Annotated in this window: 16 protein-coding genes; 12 read left to right on the forward strand and 4 right to left on the reverse strand. The window is 67.6% G+C overall.

The window, feature by feature from the left end; all coding sequences use genetic code 11:
• Positions 1–228 precede the first annotated feature (228 nt).
• Entirely contained in the window at positions 229–987 is a 759-nt protein-coding gene (locus J2S55_RS40885) for a hypothetical protein (protein ID WP_306872368.1), read from the reverse strand.
• A gap of 373 nt (positions 988–1,360) precedes the next feature.
• A complete protein-coding gene (locus J2S55_RS40890) occupies positions 1,361–1,969 on the reverse strand; it encodes a helix-turn-helix domain-containing protein (protein WP_306872371.1) in 609 nt (202 codons plus the stop codon).
• 85 nt (positions 1,970–2,054) lie between these two features.
• Here J2S55_RS40890 and J2S55_RS40895 point away from each other — a divergent pair, with 85 nt between their 5' ends.
• Complete coding sequence (locus J2S55_RS40895; protein ID WP_306872374.1) at positions 2,055–2,900, forward strand: MBL fold metallo-hydrolase; 846 nt, start codon at positions 2,055–2,057, stop codon at positions 2,898–2,900.
• Between the two features lie 610 nt (positions 2,901–3,510).
• Positions 3,511–4,434 carry a TetR/AcrR family transcriptional regulator gene (locus tag J2S55_RS40900; RefSeq protein ID WP_306872377.1) on the forward strand — a complete coding sequence of 308 codons (924 nt, stop codon included), beginning with the start codon at positions 3,511–3,513 and terminating at the stop codon, positions 4,432–4,434.
• 38 nt (positions 4,435–4,472) lie between these two features.
• Here the strand turns inward: J2S55_RS40900 and J2S55_RS40905 are convergent, their stop codons facing one another.
• Positions 4,473–5,006, reverse strand: coding sequence for an ArsR/SmtB family transcription factor (locus J2S55_RS40905; protein ID WP_306872379.1), 534 nt, complete (start codon positions 5,004–5,006; stop codon positions 4,473–4,475).
• 104 nt (positions 5,007–5,110) lie between these two features.
• Here J2S55_RS40905 and J2S55_RS40910 point away from each other — a divergent pair, with 104 nt between their 5' ends.
• From J2S55_RS40910 to J2S55_RS40925, 4 genes are all read left to right on the forward strand, one after another.
• Positions 5,111–6,058 carry a DUF2218 domain-containing protein gene (locus tag J2S55_RS40910; RefSeq protein ID WP_306872381.1) on the forward strand — a complete coding sequence of 316 codons (948 nt, stop codon included), beginning with the start codon at positions 5,111–5,113 and terminating at the stop codon, positions 6,056–6,058.
• A gap of 105 nt (positions 6,059–6,163) precedes the next feature.
• On the forward strand, positions 6,164–7,000 hold the full coding sequence (locus tag J2S55_RS40915) for an NAD(P)H-binding protein (protein ID WP_306872384.1): 837 nt from the start codon (positions 6,164–6,166) through the stop codon (positions 6,998–7,000).
• Between the two features lie 18 nt (positions 7,001–7,018).
• Positions 7,019–8,275, forward strand: a complete 1,257-nt coding sequence (locus J2S55_RS40920) for an SGNH/GDSL hydrolase family protein (RefSeq protein WP_306872386.1) — start codon at positions 7,019–7,021, stop codon at positions 8,273–8,275.
• A 666-nt stretch (positions 8,276–8,941) separates the two neighbouring features.
• Positions 8,942–9,691 (forward strand): hypothetical protein, encoded by a 750-nt coding sequence (locus tag J2S55_RS40925; RefSeq protein WP_306872389.1) that lies wholly within the window; start codon positions 8,942–8,944, stop codon positions 9,689–9,691.
• Positions 9,692–10,182: 491 nt separating this feature from the next.
• On the opposite strand, the gene J2S55_RS40930 is transcribed toward J2S55_RS40925, so the two are convergent.
• A complete protein-coding gene (locus tag J2S55_RS40930) occupies positions 10,183–11,145 on the reverse strand; it encodes a helix-turn-helix transcriptional regulator (protein WP_306872392.1) in 963 nt (320 codons plus the stop codon).
• Between the two features lie 124 nt (positions 11,146–11,269).
• Here J2S55_RS40930 and J2S55_RS40935 point away from each other — a divergent pair, with 124 nt between their 5' ends.
• From J2S55_RS40935 to J2S55_RS40960, 6 genes are all read left to right on the forward strand, one after another.
• Entirely contained in the window at positions 11,270–12,652 is a 1,383-nt protein-coding gene (locus J2S55_RS40935) for an MFS transporter (protein WP_306872395.1), read from the forward strand.
• A 513-nt stretch (positions 12,653–13,165) separates the two neighbouring features.
• A complete protein-coding gene (locus J2S55_RS40940) occupies positions 13,166–13,534 on the forward strand; it encodes a nucleoside triphosphate pyrophosphohydrolase family protein (protein WP_306872397.1) in 369 nt (122 codons plus the stop codon).
• A 1,172-nt stretch (positions 13,535–14,706) separates the two neighbouring features.
• Positions 14,707–15,216 carry an IS5 family transposase gene (locus tag J2S55_RS40945; RefSeq protein WP_306872399.1) on the forward strand — a complete coding sequence of 170 codons (510 nt, stop codon included), beginning with the start codon at positions 14,707–14,709 and terminating at the stop codon, positions 15,214–15,216.
• 515 nt (positions 15,217–15,731) lie between these two features.
• Positions 15,732–15,902, forward strand: coding sequence for a hypothetical protein (locus tag J2S55_RS40950; RefSeq protein WP_306872401.1), 171 nt, complete (start codon positions 15,732–15,734; stop codon positions 15,900–15,902).
• A 77-nt stretch (positions 15,903–15,979) separates the two neighbouring features.
• A complete protein-coding gene (locus tag J2S55_RS40955) occupies positions 15,980–16,249 on the forward strand; it encodes a hypothetical protein (RefSeq protein WP_306872404.1) in 270 nt (89 codons plus the stop codon).
• 564 nt (positions 16,250–16,813) lie between these two features.
• Positions 16,814–17,419, forward strand: coding sequence for a dihydrofolate reductase family protein (locus J2S55_RS40960; RefSeq protein ID WP_306872406.1), 606 nt, complete (start codon positions 16,814–16,816; stop codon positions 17,417–17,419).
• The last annotated feature ends 10 nt before the right edge of the window (positions 17,420–17,429 follow it).

A 17,429-nucleotide genomic window follows, 5' to 3' on the forward strand; every position in this document is an offset into this window, starting at 1 on the left:
ACTCAGCCTGACACCGGACGGTGGATCGAGCACGTCGAGGTCGATTGGACAGTCGGCGTCGAGCGGTTGCGGATGTCGTTCAGCGACATCGAAGGCGGAACCCGACAACTCAACCTGAACGGGGTTCGGGTCGCCGGCGGCGCACAGCGCAGAAACCCCAGCCGGGCACAGCCAGGCTGGGGTTTCTTCATCGTACGGCTGAGCCTTCCGCAGGCGACCGGTCACCCGTCAGCTGGTGAAACGTCCCTCACGGGTGTACTTGCAAGCCCCACCGAGGCAGTTAGGGCTGGACCCCCAGCTGTCGTTATAGGTGACCTTGCGGTGGCGCTTGACCTTGCCCTTGATCTCTTCCGCCTGAAGCCCAGGGCCGACCTTCTCGTCCGCATGCTTCCACCAACTGGTGCCGTTCCAGTAGTAAAGCCGGTGCTGGGCCCACAGGGAACTCGGCGAGTCCGCCGGCAGGCAGTTGAAGATGAAGCTCTCCGCGCGACGCTCCTTGAAACCGCCGAAGTCATGGGTGGTGTACGACTTGGGAGCCAGGCCGGCCTGGGCTTTGTCGTGCCAGCGGTTCCAGCTCCAGTGCTCGTCGGTGCACGAGGCGGAGAGCACGGCGCTGGCCGGAGCGGTCAGGCCGCGTACGGTGACCGGCTCGCTGGTGATCCGCCGCCGCTGCAGCTCGGCGGGGAGGTCGGTGCCGTGGTCATCGACGAGGCGCTGGGGCACCGGCACGTCGGGCGGGGTGATCTCCAGGTAGGTCTGCAGATAGCTGTTGCTCCGATCCCAGGCGATGAGCGGCGCGCGGCCGATGATCCCGAGCTGGGACATCCCCACTTCGTTGGAGGGCTGGCTGTCGGAGAAGCTCACGGTGAGACCGGTCGTGTATTCGATGTGTGCCAGGGGGATCTCCCGGTCGCTCTCCTCGGGTTCGGCCGCGGCCGGGGAGGAGGCGAGCACCATCGTGGCGGCGATAGCTGCGATTACCTTCATGTCACTCCTTGCGGTTGAAGTTTCCCGCGCAGAACGTTAGGCAGCGACACTTTCAGTTGCCTTAAACATGAGCTCAGCGCATGCTTCCAGCGCGCCGGCGCCGGATCGGATTGTCTGTCGGGTCTGTCACTACTGACGTCTTCTCTGCTTGGCGGCCTCGCGCTCGAGGCGCCAGGCCGCCCGGGTAAGCCCAGAACTCCTATGGCTGCGGCGAGGGGCAGAGTAGGCGGTGATCCCGCGTTCTACCTGTGTTCGCTTCGAGGTTGTGGTCATATTCCGACGAGACTTCTCGATAAGCGCTGAGCCGCAGGTCAGCTGAGTGCTGGGGGCGATGCCCCAGCCGGCTTTGTCCAGGCCCGCAAGCTGCGGCCGATCAGGTTCTGCGCGAGATGACCATGATGTATTCGCAGGGAGCGTCCGTTCGGTTGGCGAAGCCGTGGTCCGCGTCGGCCTGGAAGAACAGGGAGTCGCCTGCGTTCAGGGTCTCGTTGATCCCGCCGATCGCGACGGTGAGGGTGCCTTCGAGCACCACGAGTTGTTTCTCCGTACCCGGCGGATACGCGGGCAGCAGCCCGGTAGAGACCTGCGCGGGGAGGTAGTGGACGACCATCTCGGCTCCTCCCGCGCCCGGGGCCGCTGACACCATGTGCCGCTCGAAGCCGGTTTCCGGGTCACGGAAAACGGGGCGATGGTTCTTGCGCATGACAACGGCCACACCGGACGCGGCAGCAGCCGGCGCACCGATCAGGTCCGAGAGCGACGCGTCGAGCGCGTGGGCGATCCTGGACGCGACGCCGATCGTCGGGCTCTTCTCACCGCGTTCGACCTTGGACAGCATCGCCCGGCTGACCGACGACTGTGTGGACAGCTGCTCCAGCGTCAGGCCCGCCTCCTCGCGGCGTCGCCGCACGTTACCGCCGAACGCGCCGGCCAGGTCGTCACCGTGCTGTAGTTCGGCCGCGTTTCCGTCTTGCTCGACCACTGTGCTCCTCGATCGATGAGTACCTCGCTGCCCACAGTGTAGAGTTTCTTCTATAGGAGATATGTTCTTTTATAGGAGACGCGCGATGCGCGCCCAACACGACGGAGGTTCCATGCGTTTGATCTCGAGTGGCCGGCACCATGCCACGTTCGAATTCGGCGATCTGCAGGTGATCTCGTTGCGAGACGGGTACATCGACATGCCGCCGACACGGCTCCGCGACGAGGACGGGCGCACGCTCGATGAGCTGCCGGCCGCCGTCCCGCTGGCCGGCGACAACTTGCGGCTGTCGGTCAACGCCTTCTTCGTCACCGACGGCACGCGGTCGGTTCTCATCGACACCGGCGCGTCCAACGCCTGGCACGACCCCACCATGGGATTGATCTACGACGCGCTCGACGAAGCGGGGATCGACCGCGCGCATGTCACCGATGTGGCCATCACCCACAAACACGAAGACCACGTGAGCGGCCTGATCGCGCCGGACGGTTCAGAGGCGTTCACCAAACTCGAGCGCGTGTGGATCGGCGCGGGCGACACCTCGGTGTTCACCGGGCGGCTCGAGCCGATCCGCGACCGGGTCGTACCCGTGTCGGAGAAGGTCGCGATCAACGACTGGACCACCGCGATCCCGACACCGGGCCACACACCCGGTCACACCGTCTACGAGGTCAGGAGCGGCACCGGCCACCTTCTCGCCTGGGGCGACACCGTTCACGTTCCCACGCTCCAATTCGATCAGCCGAACGTGTCCTGGGAGCTCGACGGCGACCAGTCCCAGGCCCGCGCCGCGCGGGCGGCACTCCTCGAACAACTGGCCCAACCACACCACTTCGTAGCCGGCGCCCACCTCGACTCACCCGGCATCGCCCGCGTAACCGCCTCCGGCGACGGTTATGCGCTGGAGTACCTCGCACCACCGATCGGCTGATCGAGCCTGTCGGCTCCGGGCCGCGCCCGCGACGGCGCCCAAGGAGGGCGAGCTCGTCCGGCCCGGCTGGTCGCCCACGGACTCGACCACCTGGACGGCCGCCGCTGCACCAGCCGCATGCGCGACGGCCTCCAGCCCATCCCGGTCCGAGGTATACCGCGGCATCGGCGGCGCCCGTGGATCCACGGGCGCCGCCCGGCGACCTGATCAAACGTGACGGTTGGCGGAAACTTCCGAGAACAACGTCTTCCCGGAAGTACACTCCGGTCGTGACTTCCGGGAATCCGGTCCCAGCCAGGTCACAACCCCCGCCGGTGACTTCCGAGAACACGGACTCCGCGACCCCGGCCGCTGCCACCGCCAATACGGCATGGCCCGGCTCGGCGGTCGGGTCCGGCCGGTCGACCAGCTTGAGGTTCTCCGGACCACCGAAGTCGGTGATCTCTACTGCACGCATGAGGTCTCCTTGGGGCGTTTGCCGCGCATGAAAGGGGAAGTGGCTGCCGAACAACGAGGCTCAGACGTCCTCGGTGACCTCGATGCCGCGGCACCAGAGCAGGCTAATCCCGCTAAGCGGATGACCTCTTCCATTTGTGGTTAAGTGAGAGACATGCCTGTTCAGCCGTCTCGGAACCCGCCCTCGTCCGCCTCCGAGCCCCCCGTCCGGGGGCAGCGAGCCGACGCCCGGCACAACCGCGCCCGGCTCCTCCGGGCCGCCCGCGAGGCGTACGCCCTCAACGGCACCGACGTACCCTCCAGCACCATCGCCCGCAGGGCCGGCGTTGGCGCCGCCACCCTCTACCGGCACTTCCCGACCCGGGGCTCGCTGATCGCCGCGGCGTTCTCCGAGCAGTTCTCCGAGTGCGTCGCAGCCTTGGACGAGGCCCTACGGGACGACGATCCCGGGCGCGGTCTCTGCTCCGCCCTCACCAAGGTGTGCAGGATGCAGGCCGAAGACCGCGGGTTCAGCGCCGCGTTCCTCGAGGAGTCTCCCGACGATCCCGACCTCCATCGCGAGCACGCCCGCGCCGAGGCAGGACTCGCCCAGCTGGTACAACGTGCGAAGAACACAGGGCAGTCGCGCAAGGACTTCGATCCCAGCGACGTCACCCTCCTGCTCCTGGCGAACAGCGGCGTCGTGCGGCAGTCCCCGGAGGCGTCCCTGGCCGCCTCTCGCCGCCTGCTCGCCTACTTCCTCCAGTCCTGCCGGGCCACGGACGGCGCGCCGCCCCTGCCCCAGCCCGCACCGCCTCGACGACGTTTACGGGCCGCCACACCGAACCGACTGACCGGCGACTTCCGCCGGGGGGCGCGCCCCCACGCCAGACGCTTGCCCGTCTGTGCGCCAGCCAATCAAGATCAACATCGTCGGGATTTCGGTTCCGATGCGACATCGACTGCTCGGCCCGCTGAGCACCGACCCGATCGCGGCAGCTGGAAACATCTCCGTCAGAGGTCACTGGCCATTTTGGGGCTGGGGACACCTTCGGGAGCGGAGGGCCTGCACGGGGGTCGCCACGACTGGGTGGCCTGACCTCGACGAGGAAGGCTCGCTGGGGCGGGTTGGCTGCACTATCTCATGTGATCTTCCGGAGGCAGGCGGGGGATGTCGGCTCGATAGAGGCTGAGGAGCAGTCCGTAGGCCTCGGTTCTGTGCCCTGCGGCCCCGTGCGGCTCGTAGCCGTGGTCGAACGTTTCGAGTCGTTCGGCCAGCGCGCGGGCCTCTTCGGGGGTGAGCCAGAGGTGGTGCAGCACGGTGTGGCCGGGGTCGCCGGGACGGACGGGGGACATCTCCGCCAGGGCCGCGTCGTGGAGGAACCTGGCCCCGGTCTCCTCATCGAGCTGGAATCCCTTGTTGATCAGCTCGAAGCGCTGTTCGGTGCCGCCACGGACCTGCCGGGTGCTCGCGAGGCGGACGAGCCCGGCCTCGCGCAGGATGCGCACGTGGTAGCCGACCGTTCCCTTGGTGGAATCGAGTGCCGAGGTCAGCTCGCCCAAGGTGGCGGGGCGCTGGCGTAGCAGGTTCACCATGCGGTGGCGCAACGGGTGGCCGAGTGCTTTGTACTGCGCGGATGAGCGCAGGGCGAGGAGCTGCTCATCTGTCATGACGTAAGTGTCCAGGAACTTCGACGCTTTTGACAAATCGCTCACGCCGTTGGCAGACTGCCCGGCACCGAAAGCGTCGAATAATCTAGATACTTGGACTCCGCATGCCTCTGTCAACGGCACATGTCGCAACCGATCGCCCCGAGCGCTACGCCAAACAGTTGATCTCACACATGGGCCACAAGGCCGACGTGGAGCACACCGGCGCCGGCAGAGGAACGATCACCTTCCGCTCCGGCGCCTGCTCGCTGGCCTCCTCCCAGCGGGAACTGGTCCTGATCGCCGCCGCCGTGGACCTCGACTCGCTGATCGGCGTGCAGGACGTCATCACCCGGCACCTGCTGCGCTTCGCCACCCAGGAGGAGATCCGCGTCGACTGGACCGACCCGGGCTCCGGCGATGCTCTCGAGATCGTCGCTCCGGCCGTCGATGACTACCTGCGGGCACACTGCACACCGGCCGGCGAGCTGCTGACCGAGCTGGCCGAAACGACGCGAGAGGCGACAGGTCGCGCCGCCGGAATGCAGGTCACGGCCGACGAGGGGGCGCTGCTGGAGATGCTGGTCCGGCTCTCGGGTGCACGCCGGGCCATCGAGATCGGCGTGTTCACCGGGTACTCCTCGCTGTGCATCGCTCGCGCGCTGCCCGCCGACGGCTACCTGCTCGCCTGCGACGTGAGCAGCGAATGGACCTCCATCGCCAGGCCGTACTGGCGACGCGCGGGCGTCGATGACCGCATCGACCTCAGGATCGGCCCGGCCCTCGACACGCTCCGGGCGCTGCCCGAAGAACCAGCCTTCGACTTCGCCTTCATCGACGCGGACAAGGGCAATTACCCCCGCTACTACGAGGAGATCGTGCCGCGGCTCGCGTCCGGCGGCCTTCTCGTTCTTGACAATGTGTTCTTGGGTGGCAGGGTCCTCGACCCGGCCTTCCAGGACGACGATCATCAGGCGATGCGGCGCGTGAACAAGGCTCTCAGCCGTGACGGACGCCTGGATGTGGTCATGCTGCCCGTCCGCGACGGCGTCACTCTGGCCAGAAAACGCTGATCAGGCCATGGAGCTGCCGAGTCCGGGGTGGAGCCCCAATTATGGAACAAAGTATTCCGTTCTGATAAAGTTCGCCTGTTGGTCGCCCCTTGAAGAGGAGTCCTCATGTACCTGGTTACCGGTGCCACCGCCCACTTCGGCCGCCAGGCCGTCGAAGCGCTGCACGCAGCGGGCCATCCCGTCCGGGCGTTGACCCGCAGCCCCGAGCAGGCAGGTCTACCGCAGGGTGTCGAGCTGGCCCGGGCCGACCTGACCAAGCCGGAAACTCTCCCCACCGCCCTCCAGGACGTGACCGCGATCCTGCTGGTCCTGCAGTACGGCATGGACCCGGCGCCGCTCCTGGCCGCCGCCGGGCAGGCCGGTGTCGCCCGAATCGTCTTCCTGTCCTCGGGCGCGGTGGTGGACGGCATCGACCCCCAGTCGGATGTGATCGCCCAGTACCACTGGGACGTGGAGCAGGCCGTCCGCAATTCCGGCCTGGAATGGACGCTTCTGCGGTTGCTGTTCCCGGCGATCAACTCGTTGACGTTCGCGATGCAGCTGACCGGCGGTGATGTGATCCGCGCGCCGTACATCAACGCCGCCTTCAGCGCCATCCACGAGCTGGACGTCGCGGACGTGGCGGTCTCGACACTGATCGGCGACGGCCACGCCGGACAGACCTACAGCCTGACCGGACCCGAGTCGCTCACCCAGGCCGACCAGGTCCGCATCCTCGGCCAGGCGCTCGGACGCCCGCTCACCACCGAGGACCTCGATCCGGAGCCGGTGCTGGAGCAGATGAGCGCCTTCATGGATCCCGCCTTCCTGGGCGCGCTGTTCGGCCTCATGGCGACCACCGTCGGCAAGCCGGCCGACGTCAACGACACCGTGGAACGGATCACCGGCCACCCCGCGCGCTCCTACGCGCAGTGGGCCGCCGACCACGCCGCCGACTTCTGATCAAAGGATCCCCCTCACATGCGTTTCGCCAAGACCCTCGCCGCGCTGGCCACCGCAGCCGCGCTCATCACCCCCGCCGTACCGGCCCAGGCCAGCACGGCGGGCCCCCGCTGGACGGGCGCCTGGTCGGCCGCCGTGCAGCAGCCCTCGCCCGGCGGACTGCCGGGCTCGTCCAACTGGTCACAGGCGGGCTTCAAACGGCAGTCGGTACGCCAGGTGATCCGGGTCACCGGCGCCGGCGTCGCCGTCCGTATCAAGATCTCCAACCTGTACGGCACAGCGCCCCTCACGGTGAGCGGAGCGACGGTGGCCAAGGCCGCCGCCGGGGCCGCCATCCGTCCGGCGACCCTGCGCCCGGCGACCTTCTCGCTGCGGCCGTACACGGTGATCCCGGCGGGTCAGGAACTGGTCAGCGACCCCATCCCGCTACCCGTCCAGGCGCTGGACCGGCTGGCCGTCACCCTCTACTTCCAGGGGGCGACCGGACCGGCCACCTTCCACGACATCTCCTCGGCCACCAGTTACCGGGCACCCGGCGACCATCGGTCCGACCCTCGCGGCACCGCCTTCACCGACAGCTCGCACTCGTGGTACTTCCTGAGCGGGGTGGACGTGCTGAGCCCCGCTGCCCAAGGAGCGGTGGTGACCTTCGGCGACTCGGTCACCGACGGCACCGGCTCCACCCTCGACGCCGACAACCGCTATCCCGACCAGCTCGCCGAGCGGCTGGTCGCAGCCGGCAGGCCGCTGACCGTGCTGAACAGCGGTATCTCCGGCAACCAGGTTCTCGCTGACCACCCGCTGTTCGGCGAAAGTGGCCTGGCCCGCTTCCAGCGGGACGTGCTCGACAGGCCGGGAGTGCGCACGGTGATCGTGATGGAAGGCATCAACGACATCACCTACCCCGGCCCGGTGGTCACCGCCGAGCAGGTCATCGCGGGACACCGCGAGCTGATCCGGCTCGCCCACGCCCGCGGGATCCGAGTCGTGGGCGGCACGATCATGCCGTTCAAGGGCAACCCCTGGCTCTACCCGGACGGCACCCCGGAACCGTTCGCCCAGGAGCAGGTCAGGGACCAGGTGAACACCTGGATCAGGTCCAGCGGCGAGTACGACGCGGTGGCCGACTTCGAACAAGCCCTGCGCTCGCCGACCGACCCGGACCGGTTGCGGCCGGAGTTCAACGTCCGCGACGGGCAAGAGGGCGACCGGCTCCACCCCAACGACGCCGGCCTGAACGCCATGGCGGAGGCCATCGACCTGAGCCGCCTATAGGGACCGCGCCCTTGGTGACGTCGGCGGTTGATCACGGGTGGAAGCCCCGCCGACCGGGTCACCCGCCTCCGCGTGGCCTTGGCCGCTCTGGCCGGGCCCAGGGCCGGCCCCTCGAAGGGTGGCCAGCGCGTGCTGGCTTGCTCAACGGGGCACCGTTCCCGTCGCCGGGCAAGAGCCGGATCGGTCTCGGTGCCGATGGCCGGCACCGCCCAACCCGGCGCTCACCCCGCCGCCGTCGGGCAGGGCGGCCCTGACGGGCCTCGGTGCCGGAGGCGGCGGCAGTAGGTCTGCCGGCGGTGGTGGGCGGCATCGTAGGATAGCGGCCCGCCGGCGCCGTTGATGCCGGCCCGGAACAGCGCCCCGGCGGTGTAGCCGGAGCGGGCCAGGTACAGCTTGAGCAGGGCGACGTAGCTGCTTGAGCAGGGCGACGTAGCTGCGGTCGTCCAGCAGCACAGTGCACACGCTGCCGCCCTTGCCGTGGATACGCACATGTTCGTCATCCAGACGCAGGTCCAGGTCTTCGACGTACAGGCCGCACACCCTGGGACGCAATCTGGAAGGGGGCCGGTGACCTGTGTTGACGTTGTTTCCTCCGCTGTTACCACCGGAACCCCCCAAAGCAGGAACGCGACTGACAACTGCTGTTGGCTCCGAGACCATCAGGCAGTGACCACAGAACCGCATCGGCTGTCCCTCCGCGTCGTCGTGCCACCACTCGGAACCAGGGCCGGCGTGGAATGCCGACCGATCGTCGACGGACGAGACATCCTGACCGACGTGTTCGATGAGGGCCCAGCAGAGGACCCTCGCTATCTGTTGGGCCCGAACGCGCCGCTGAAAAATGCGACCGACGTCCCTCGTGAGGTTCGGCTCGCTGAGGCTGGGTGCACCGAAAGATGCTGCGGTGCTGTCTACGTGACAGTCAGGCGCCAAGGGCAGTACGTGATCTGGAGCGGCTGGCGCAACCCGGATGCCGAGGAGTTCGATCTCCCAGAGTTCCGGTTCGACGTCGATCAGTACGCGGCAGAGGTCCACCGGGCCACGACGGATCACAGCTGGGAATGGCCGGCCCGAACGGTCGCCAGACTGCTGGAGGAACGGCTCCGGGAGCACACCGACTGGCTGACGACGTGGGACTGCGAGCTGTACGCCGTCTCCGCCTGGCCCTGGGAACCTGAGCAGATCACCATCTTCCTGTTCCATCCCGGCTGGTCCGCGATCGGGGAAAACCGCCCTTGGCTTCAGTTCAGGATGACCATTCCGATCTCCGGAGACGACCCGGCCGACCAAGTCGAACACCTTGAGGCGCGTCTCACGGCCGAAGATCCCCGCGAGGTCGCTGAGGTCTGCGGAGGTTCGAAGGAGTCCGCCGACCAGCTCGGCTACCCCCGGCCTGGGCCCCGACGACGCGCGTGAAGAAGGGGTGCCATCGGAATAGGCCCACCGCTCGGGTCCATGCGATGAGCCCCGAAGTAACTCTCAGTAATCGGGCAGGGGGCCTTGAGTCCGGGGCGGCCTTGCCGCCCCGGGTGCGGCATGCGCTGCCGGCCGGCGCGACGCACATCGGGCAGTCGAAGACTTCGGCGGCGGTGGCCGGATCGGCGAGCTCGGCCATGTCGCAGAACCTGTCGCAGGCCTGGTTCTGCGAAGGCGGTTTTGCGAGAGGTTTTGAGAGTGACGCCTGGGAACGGACCGGACACTGTGTGAACCGTGGTCGCGTCTCGCGGAATTACTCATTTATGAGAAGTCGCACAGATCGCGGTCAGGGCCAGGACGTGCAGGTTGTGACGGTGGTGTTTGCCGGAGTAGTTGGGACGGTTGGCTCCGCCGGTGCGTCTCTGGGTGGGGATGAGGGTGCCGTCAACCAGGACGACCTCCCCGCCCCGAGCGACGATCTTCTTCAGGTGTTACATCCGCGTGGTCGCGACAGTGAGGTCTGCCATCTGGGTCAGACGTAGGGAGGTGGACTCATCGGCCGGCGTCATCACGGTCATCCGGTGTCCCGTCTCCGAAACACTGGTGGAGACGAAGTTCAGCTGAAGCTGCCCGACAAGAGGGCTGTCGAGGCGCTTTGTCTCGTACTGCTGGGGCAGTACGTCGTGACGGGCCCACAGTCGGGCGAACTCCTCTGATCGTTCCCGGAGGTCGTCAACGACTCCGGCAGCGGCAGGGGCGCCGAGGTGGGTGCCGACTTCGGCGCGCATTCTTGCGACCATCCGGGCGGCAACCAGCTCACCGTCGATGTAGCGGCTGCGCCAGTCGGGGTCGGTGAAGAACTGCACCGCGCAGTTGCGTTCACCAGGTGGGATGAGGTCAAGGTCGGTGAACAGGAACCGGTAGGCGCGGTTGTATGCCACCACATCGAACAGCGGCGTTTGCAGGCACGCAGGGAACGGGTCGAGCTTGTCCAGGACAGGTTGAAACGCCGCGGTGAGTCCTGGGGCACATTCGGTGGGCCCGGCTTTCGGCGTACTTGATCCGGCGAGCTGGTGCAGGTGCCGTCTCTCGATGTCATCCAGATGCAGGGCTCGGGCGATCGCCTGCAGGACATGAATGCTGACGTTGATGGGACGGCCCTGTTCGAGCCAGGTGTACCAGGTGACGCCGACCCCCGCGAGGACGGCGACCTCTTCGCGCCGTAGTCCGGGTGTCCGCCGTCGCCCTGTGGACGGGAGACCTACCTGCTGCGGGGTCACTCGTTCGCGCCGGCTGCGGAGGAAGTCACCGAGCTCGCGCCGGATCGCGGCGGGCCTGGTCTCTGTCATGTCTTCATCCTCCCGCACGGAGAACCCGGTATCCAGGTAGTGGCTAGTACCCCCATAAATAGGCTCCTGGTGCCAGGATAACCAGCCCTTCAAGATCGACGGCATGGCCACATCTTCTGCACCACACGACAACCTCTCCCCCCGCGCAGGCGAACCTGGCAGGGAGAACGACCGTGCCGCGCCGCCGCCTGCACCGGGTCCATCGGAGCCTCCGACTCCAGGACTGGGGATGGGCCGGCTCCTGACGACACTGTCGGCGTTGCTGTTGTCGGTGGCCAGTTTCGCGGCGGCGGGTATCGCCGTGCCCGACATCGGTGCTTCCCTGGGTGCCACGGCTGCCGAGCAGTCGTTGGTGGTGTCGGTGTATGCGTTGGGGTTCGCCGTTCCGATGGTCCTCGGGGGCAGGCTCGGGGATCTGTACGGGCGACGCCGACTCTTCCTGCTCGGCATGGCCGGTTTCATCCTGTTCTCCCTGGTCGCGACCCTGGCCCCGAGCATCACCGTGTTGATCGCCGCGCGGGCTCTCACCGGGATCTCTGCGGCGGCCATGGTTCCCCAGGTGCTGGCGACGATCACGGCGTCCACCCAGGGGCCCGAACGTGCCCGTGCTGTCGCGCTGTTCGGTGCGACCGCCGGCGGGGCCACGGCGATCGGTCAGGTCCTCGGCGGCCTGTTGCTGTCCGTCCCCCTGCTCGGTGCCCCCTGGCGCATGGTCTTCGCGATGAGCGTGCTCATGGGCGTGATCGCGTTCGGCGCCGCGCTGCGCTGGCTGCCCGACACCAGTGCGCCCGGCCACCGGTCGCTCGACCTGATCGGGACGACACTGCTCGGGCTCGCCCTGCTGGCACTCATGATCCCGACCTCCCAGGGCGGCGCACTGGGCTGGCCGGTCTGGTGCTGGACGCTGCTGGGGGCAACGCCGGTGCTCTTCGCAGCGTTCTGGCGGTGGCAGTTGCGGCTGCACCGTAGTGACCGCGTTCCGCTCGTTCCGCCACCCCTGTTTCGACTCAGCTCCTACCGGATCGGGCTGATGATGGCGTTGATGCTCCAGTCCGCGTTCGGTGCGTTCACATTCCTCTACGCGATCTCTACGCAGACGGGGCTTGGATGGCCTCCCATGCACGCGGCCCTCGTGCTGTTGCCGTTCTCCTTGTGCTTCCTCACCGTGTCGATCTGGTCGGGGAAGCTCACGCCCCGTTCCGGGTTCCGCAGGCTCCTCACCATCGGCGGACTCATCCAAGCCGCACTCCTGAGCATCACAGCCGTCTCCGTGTTCCTCCAGGGTGCCGACCTGAACTCGTGGACGTTCGCCGCCCTCCTCGTCGGAGTCGGTATCGGTCAGGCCTTCATGTTCGGGCCGCTCGTCGGAGCGATGATCGCCGAGGTCCCTCCAGCATCCGCGGGAGCAGCATCCGGCGTGCTTCAAACCACACAGCAAGCCGCAATGGGCCTCGGCGTCGCCGTCGCCGGAGGTCTACTCGGTGCGGCCCTGGCCGGTTCCACAGCCCCGACAGGTCAGGCCTACATGAGCGCGCTGGCGATCTGCATGCTCGTCCAGGCAGCATTCGCCATCACGTTCGCCCTATGCGCGCTCGCCCTGCCCCGGCGCTGACACGAAGGATCCCGCGCGGCGTCCAGTGTCGTAATCGTGGCATTGCACGCCGCGCTGAAAGCCGGCATCGACAACCTTCTGGCCAACAACAACTGGTTGCCGCCGGCAGCGACGGGCTACGCGGCGATGCTGAGTCCGCGTCGCTTCTGCTTCCTGTCGAGGGTGGGCGAGGCCGGCAGCGGCGTGATGCTGAGGTGTCCGGCCGGTCGGCGGCGGCGCGCACGTCGTCGATGCCGCCGGCCTGCACCATGGTGGCGAGGGTTGCCGGCGTGCGACAGACCGGGGGAGCTTGTGGATGCCCGGCCTGTACGCCGGCCTCGTGATCACCGCCGGGCAGCGCGGGGACTCCCCGCAGTTCGAGGTCGTCCTGAGCCGCAACAGGGTGCCCCGCCTGGGCCCAGGACGGCCACCGCGGATCGCCGGGTCCGTCAGTGTCGCAGTAGTGCGTGCACCGGCAATGCGGAGATGAGATCGCGTCCGGCAGTTGTCAGAGCCGCCTTCTACACTCCCGGCATGGATCTGAGGCAGCTCACCGAAGCGGTCGAAGCGGTGTCGAGCACCTATGCCCGCAAGCACGGGATCATCCGAGATGACACGTGGTTCCTGCTGAAGCTTCAGGAGGAAGTCGGCGAGTTGACCCAGATGTTCCTCATGCGCTCCGGGCAGGCCAGGGATAAGGGGCACTCTGCCGATGAGCTGGAGTTGGGCTTCCGATCCGAACTCGCCGATGTCTTGTCCCAGGTCCTGCTCCTGGCACGGCATCACGGAGTCGACCTGGAGGCGGAGGTCGAGCGGAAATGGATGCCGTGGCATCCTGATCGGCTCTCCCCCCAGAACGGGAGCCGAGCGGCCGACGCGGTGCTCAGCGAAGACGCGGTGTAGGGCGGCGGCGGCCAGGGGGAAGCCGCCGCCATGGGTCACACAGCAGGGGCGCATCACCGAGATGAGCGGCGATCGAGGCCGCCTGATCGATGAGCTCGCCACGGGTTCACCGCCGCCGCCCGCCACGCGGGCGGCGACCTGCTCCAGATCGGACGCGCGGGCGGTTGGAAGAACGGCTTCAAACCCCTGCACGGCTACATGACCGCTGGAACACCTCCCCTCCCCCCTCGACGACCTGCTGTAGGGCAGACGGCGTCGCACGGCGCGTCATCCTTCGTCGACCACGGCGACGGCCGTACTCGGGTGCGGGTGCGGGTGCGGTGCCCCTCTGAAGAAGGGCATCTCGAGGTTAGAGAGCTGCTGAGCTTCTCGGCACTGCCCGCGAAAGCGCTGATCGCGCGCGGGGAACGGCCGGGCCCAGGCGGCCCCGCGTTCCTGGTGCCGCGCGCCCGGTCAGGCCCCTCCGTCGTCCGTCGTCCCTCGTTATGACCGCGAGCACAATCCCCGGGAGGATACGGGCGCGGCCGTCCCGCCGGTCCGCTGCCCGCCCCGAGGGCATCGCGGCGGCCTCCAGTCGGATGCGCTCGCGAAATGCCCGCAATTCGGCGGTCAGGCCGCCACCTTGCGGATACCTCATAAGACAGGCGTACCGCGACAGCTACCACCTGTCATCCCTCCACGACATCACGCCCACAAACACAGTAATCTCTGCAACGATCCTCCCCGGATGCCAGTGGAGATCTTCTCGGAGAAGCTCCCGGCGACCCCGGCGTCGGCGAGCGAGTCGAGTTGGGAGTCGAGGGACTGCCGGGCGGTGGATGCGCGTGCGTACCCCAGGCAGGCGTGCCCGACGGGTTCGGCGCCGGCGTTCCTCGGCCGGGGCAACTCAGCCCAGACGGAGCCGGGCTTGCGGAAAGCGGGGCTCGGCACGTTGAGTGCCTTGGTGAGTTGGGGCACAAGGCGGAAGCGGGCGGTGTGGTATTGGATGGCCACTTTGCCCTTGTCGGTGCAGCATAGGCCCCAGCTCGCTGGGAGGGCTGAGTCAGCGAGAGGCGAGGAGGGCTAGGGCCTGTCTCGAAGTCCGGTATGTGATGGTGTGTCGCGATCGCTAAACAGCGAGATCTCCGGTAAAGGGTTCAACGACCAAGAAGAACCTGAATACCGGAGATCTCGTGACCACCCTGGCGGTGACGAGGCGGTTCGACCTGACCGATGCGCAATGGGCGGTGCTGGAGCCGTTGCTGCCCGTGGCGAAACGGCCGGGACGACCGTCGAGGTGGACCAAGCGGCAGCTCATCGACGGGATCCGGTGGCGGGTGCGGATCGGGGCGCCGTGGCGGGATGTGCCGGAGTGTTACGGCTCCTGGCAGGCGGTGTACTCGTTGTCTCGCCGCTGGCAGCGGGCCGGCGTCTGGCAGCGCATCGTCACCGGGCTGCAGGTCCTGGCCGATACGGCGGGCCTGCTCGTCTGGCAGGTCGGGGTGGACTCCACGATCTGCCGGGCGCACCAGCACGCCGCCGGCTATCCGTCAGCGGGCAGCGTCAAGCGCAAGCGCCCGATCGTCCGCAAGACCTCGGCACGGTTCTTGGCGGTCTTGAGCCACGTGGGCAGGCGCTCTACCAGACTTGCCGGAGCCCAAGCCACAAGATCTCCACGTTCGCGCAGCTTCGCAGCCACATAGGCATCCAACAAGTCGAGATGACGGACGTTATAGGCCCACAGCACATGTCCGCGGCAACTCGCCTGCAACCACACCGGCCGCTGGAAGAAAGGATCGACAGGAGCGCCGACGACAGCCGAGCCGACCGTCTCGTCCTTGAAGTAGCCACACTCCCTACAGCGCAAGCGCCGACGGAAGTTCATGACCCCGATGGAAGCCGCCTCACCGTCCTCAAGCGTCCCCGGATGCGCCAAGACGACAGCGCACCCGTCGCACCGAGGACAGCGCACCAGCACCTCGTCGATGAAGTCGTACCCGTACTTCCGTTCGCGCCGGTCTCGGAACCGGTCACCAGGATCCGATGCACTCCCTGTCACCCGATAAGCCTGCCAGAGGCCCATCGCGATACAGAGCCGACACTCGTCTTGCCCGACCCGGGCACCATCAGATCTCCGCTCACCGGCCAGCACCGTTACCGCCTATTCGCAATAACGTGCCCATACGCGCTGACCAACACAGGCAGCCGTGCCCGATCGGTGGCCCACTACATCGCCGACCCCAATGAGGCGATGCTGCCGCTGCTGATGGAACACGTCACCGTCGCCCTCAATCCCCGCCAAGGTCTGATCGCCGGAGCCCGCCTGATCGACGTCCTGGCCGCCGAGGAAACCGCCGCCCCCTGCTGGCCCGCTTCGACGACTACCTGAACGCCCAGCCCTGGGCCCTCTACGACGTACGGCGTGCCTTCCGCGCCGACAAAGACGACACCCAGCGTCCGGCAGGCGTGGTCCGTGCTGTGACCCGCCTGGCCGAAGGCACCCGCCGCCAGATGTCGACCGTCCTGGACGCCCGCGCCGAGACGCTGCACCTGCCGGTCGAGCACGACGGCCTGCACCAGCGCATCTGGCTGCAGCACCGCGACCCGTTCTGCCCATGCGTCGAGCACGCCCTGGTCGCCGCCCCTGCGGCCGTCGCCAACAAGATCGGCCCTGGATTTGACCAAGCCTGGCAAGCCGCACGGACTGGCCCGCGGAAGCTGCCGCGCGCCGCCTGATCCGACCTCGGTCTTGCCCAGTACAGAACCCCCTGCTGTGTCCGCCGGCCCGCGCAGGCGGCGCCCCGCCCCCTTCCCGTGGTGCGGACTGATGTCCCCCGTTTCCCCTTGGTGATCGCCCCGGTCTCGGCCGGACGCATCGCCTTCTCGTCAGCGGGTACGGCTCATCGATCAACGACGGTGGCCTGCCTGACCAGCTCGCCTACCTGATCGACGCCATCGGCGCGGACAGCGTCCAGGAGTTGCTCCTCCAAGGGGCCACCGACCGTGCCTTCGTCGCTGCCTGACCGGCCCGAATGCTTACGCCGGGGCGGGCCGTTCGCGGATGGGGCTGAGCTGGGGCTTTGACAGAACTCAAACCGCCGTTCCCAATCGCGTGGAGATCATTCCCCGACTGCGTGCATAGTGCAATCATGTAGGGCTCCGGGCCCTCCGAAGCAGTGCCGCTCCGCCGACCTGATCGGCTGCAGCGTCATGGGTTTCCTTGTTACTCCACAGCGCGGCCGATGAGTTTGTGGCTCCCGGCCGGTCCAAGCTCGTGACACCCTAGGAAAGGACACCGCCATGTCGGAGCTTCTCGTCGACTTCATCACCTCCCTCGACGGCCACGCATCGGGAGAGGGATGGCCCGGGTTCTGGGGCCTCGAGGGCCCGGAGTACCTCGCATGGCTCGGCGAGCAGCCCGAGGCCACCTACCTGATGGGAGCGAACACCTACCGCCTGATGTCGGGCTTCGCCGCAGGCGAGGTCCCCAATGGTCAAGACGAGTTCAGGCCCGAAGAAGAGGCGTCCGTCGACGGGCTCACGCAAGCGTCCAAGGTGGTGTTCTCCTCCTCACTCAAGGAGCCACTGACGTGGGCCAATTCAACGCTCGTCCGCGACGACGCCGTCGAGGCGGTCCGCGCCATGAAGTCGAGCGGCTCAGGGCTCCTCAGCACGATCGGCAGCCTCAGCCTGTCCCGGTCCCTGCTACGAGCCGGACTCGTCGACCGCTTCCGGGTCGTGATGTTCCCGGTGATCACCGGGGCCACGGGCGAAGAACGCATCTACGACGGCTATCCGGACGTTGCCCTCGAGATGATCGAGCACCGCACCTTCGACGGCCGCATCCAGCTGGTCGAGTACAAGCCCCGCGTGCTCGAGCACCCGCCGCTCGGCGTCCCTGCGTGACGTCGCCCCG

It is taken from the genome of Streptosporangium brasiliense, from assembly GCF_030811595.1.
In the GTDB taxonomy this organism is placed as follows: Bacteria; Actinomycetota; Actinomycetes; order Streptosporangiales; family Streptosporangiaceae; genus Streptosporangium; species Streptosporangium brasiliense.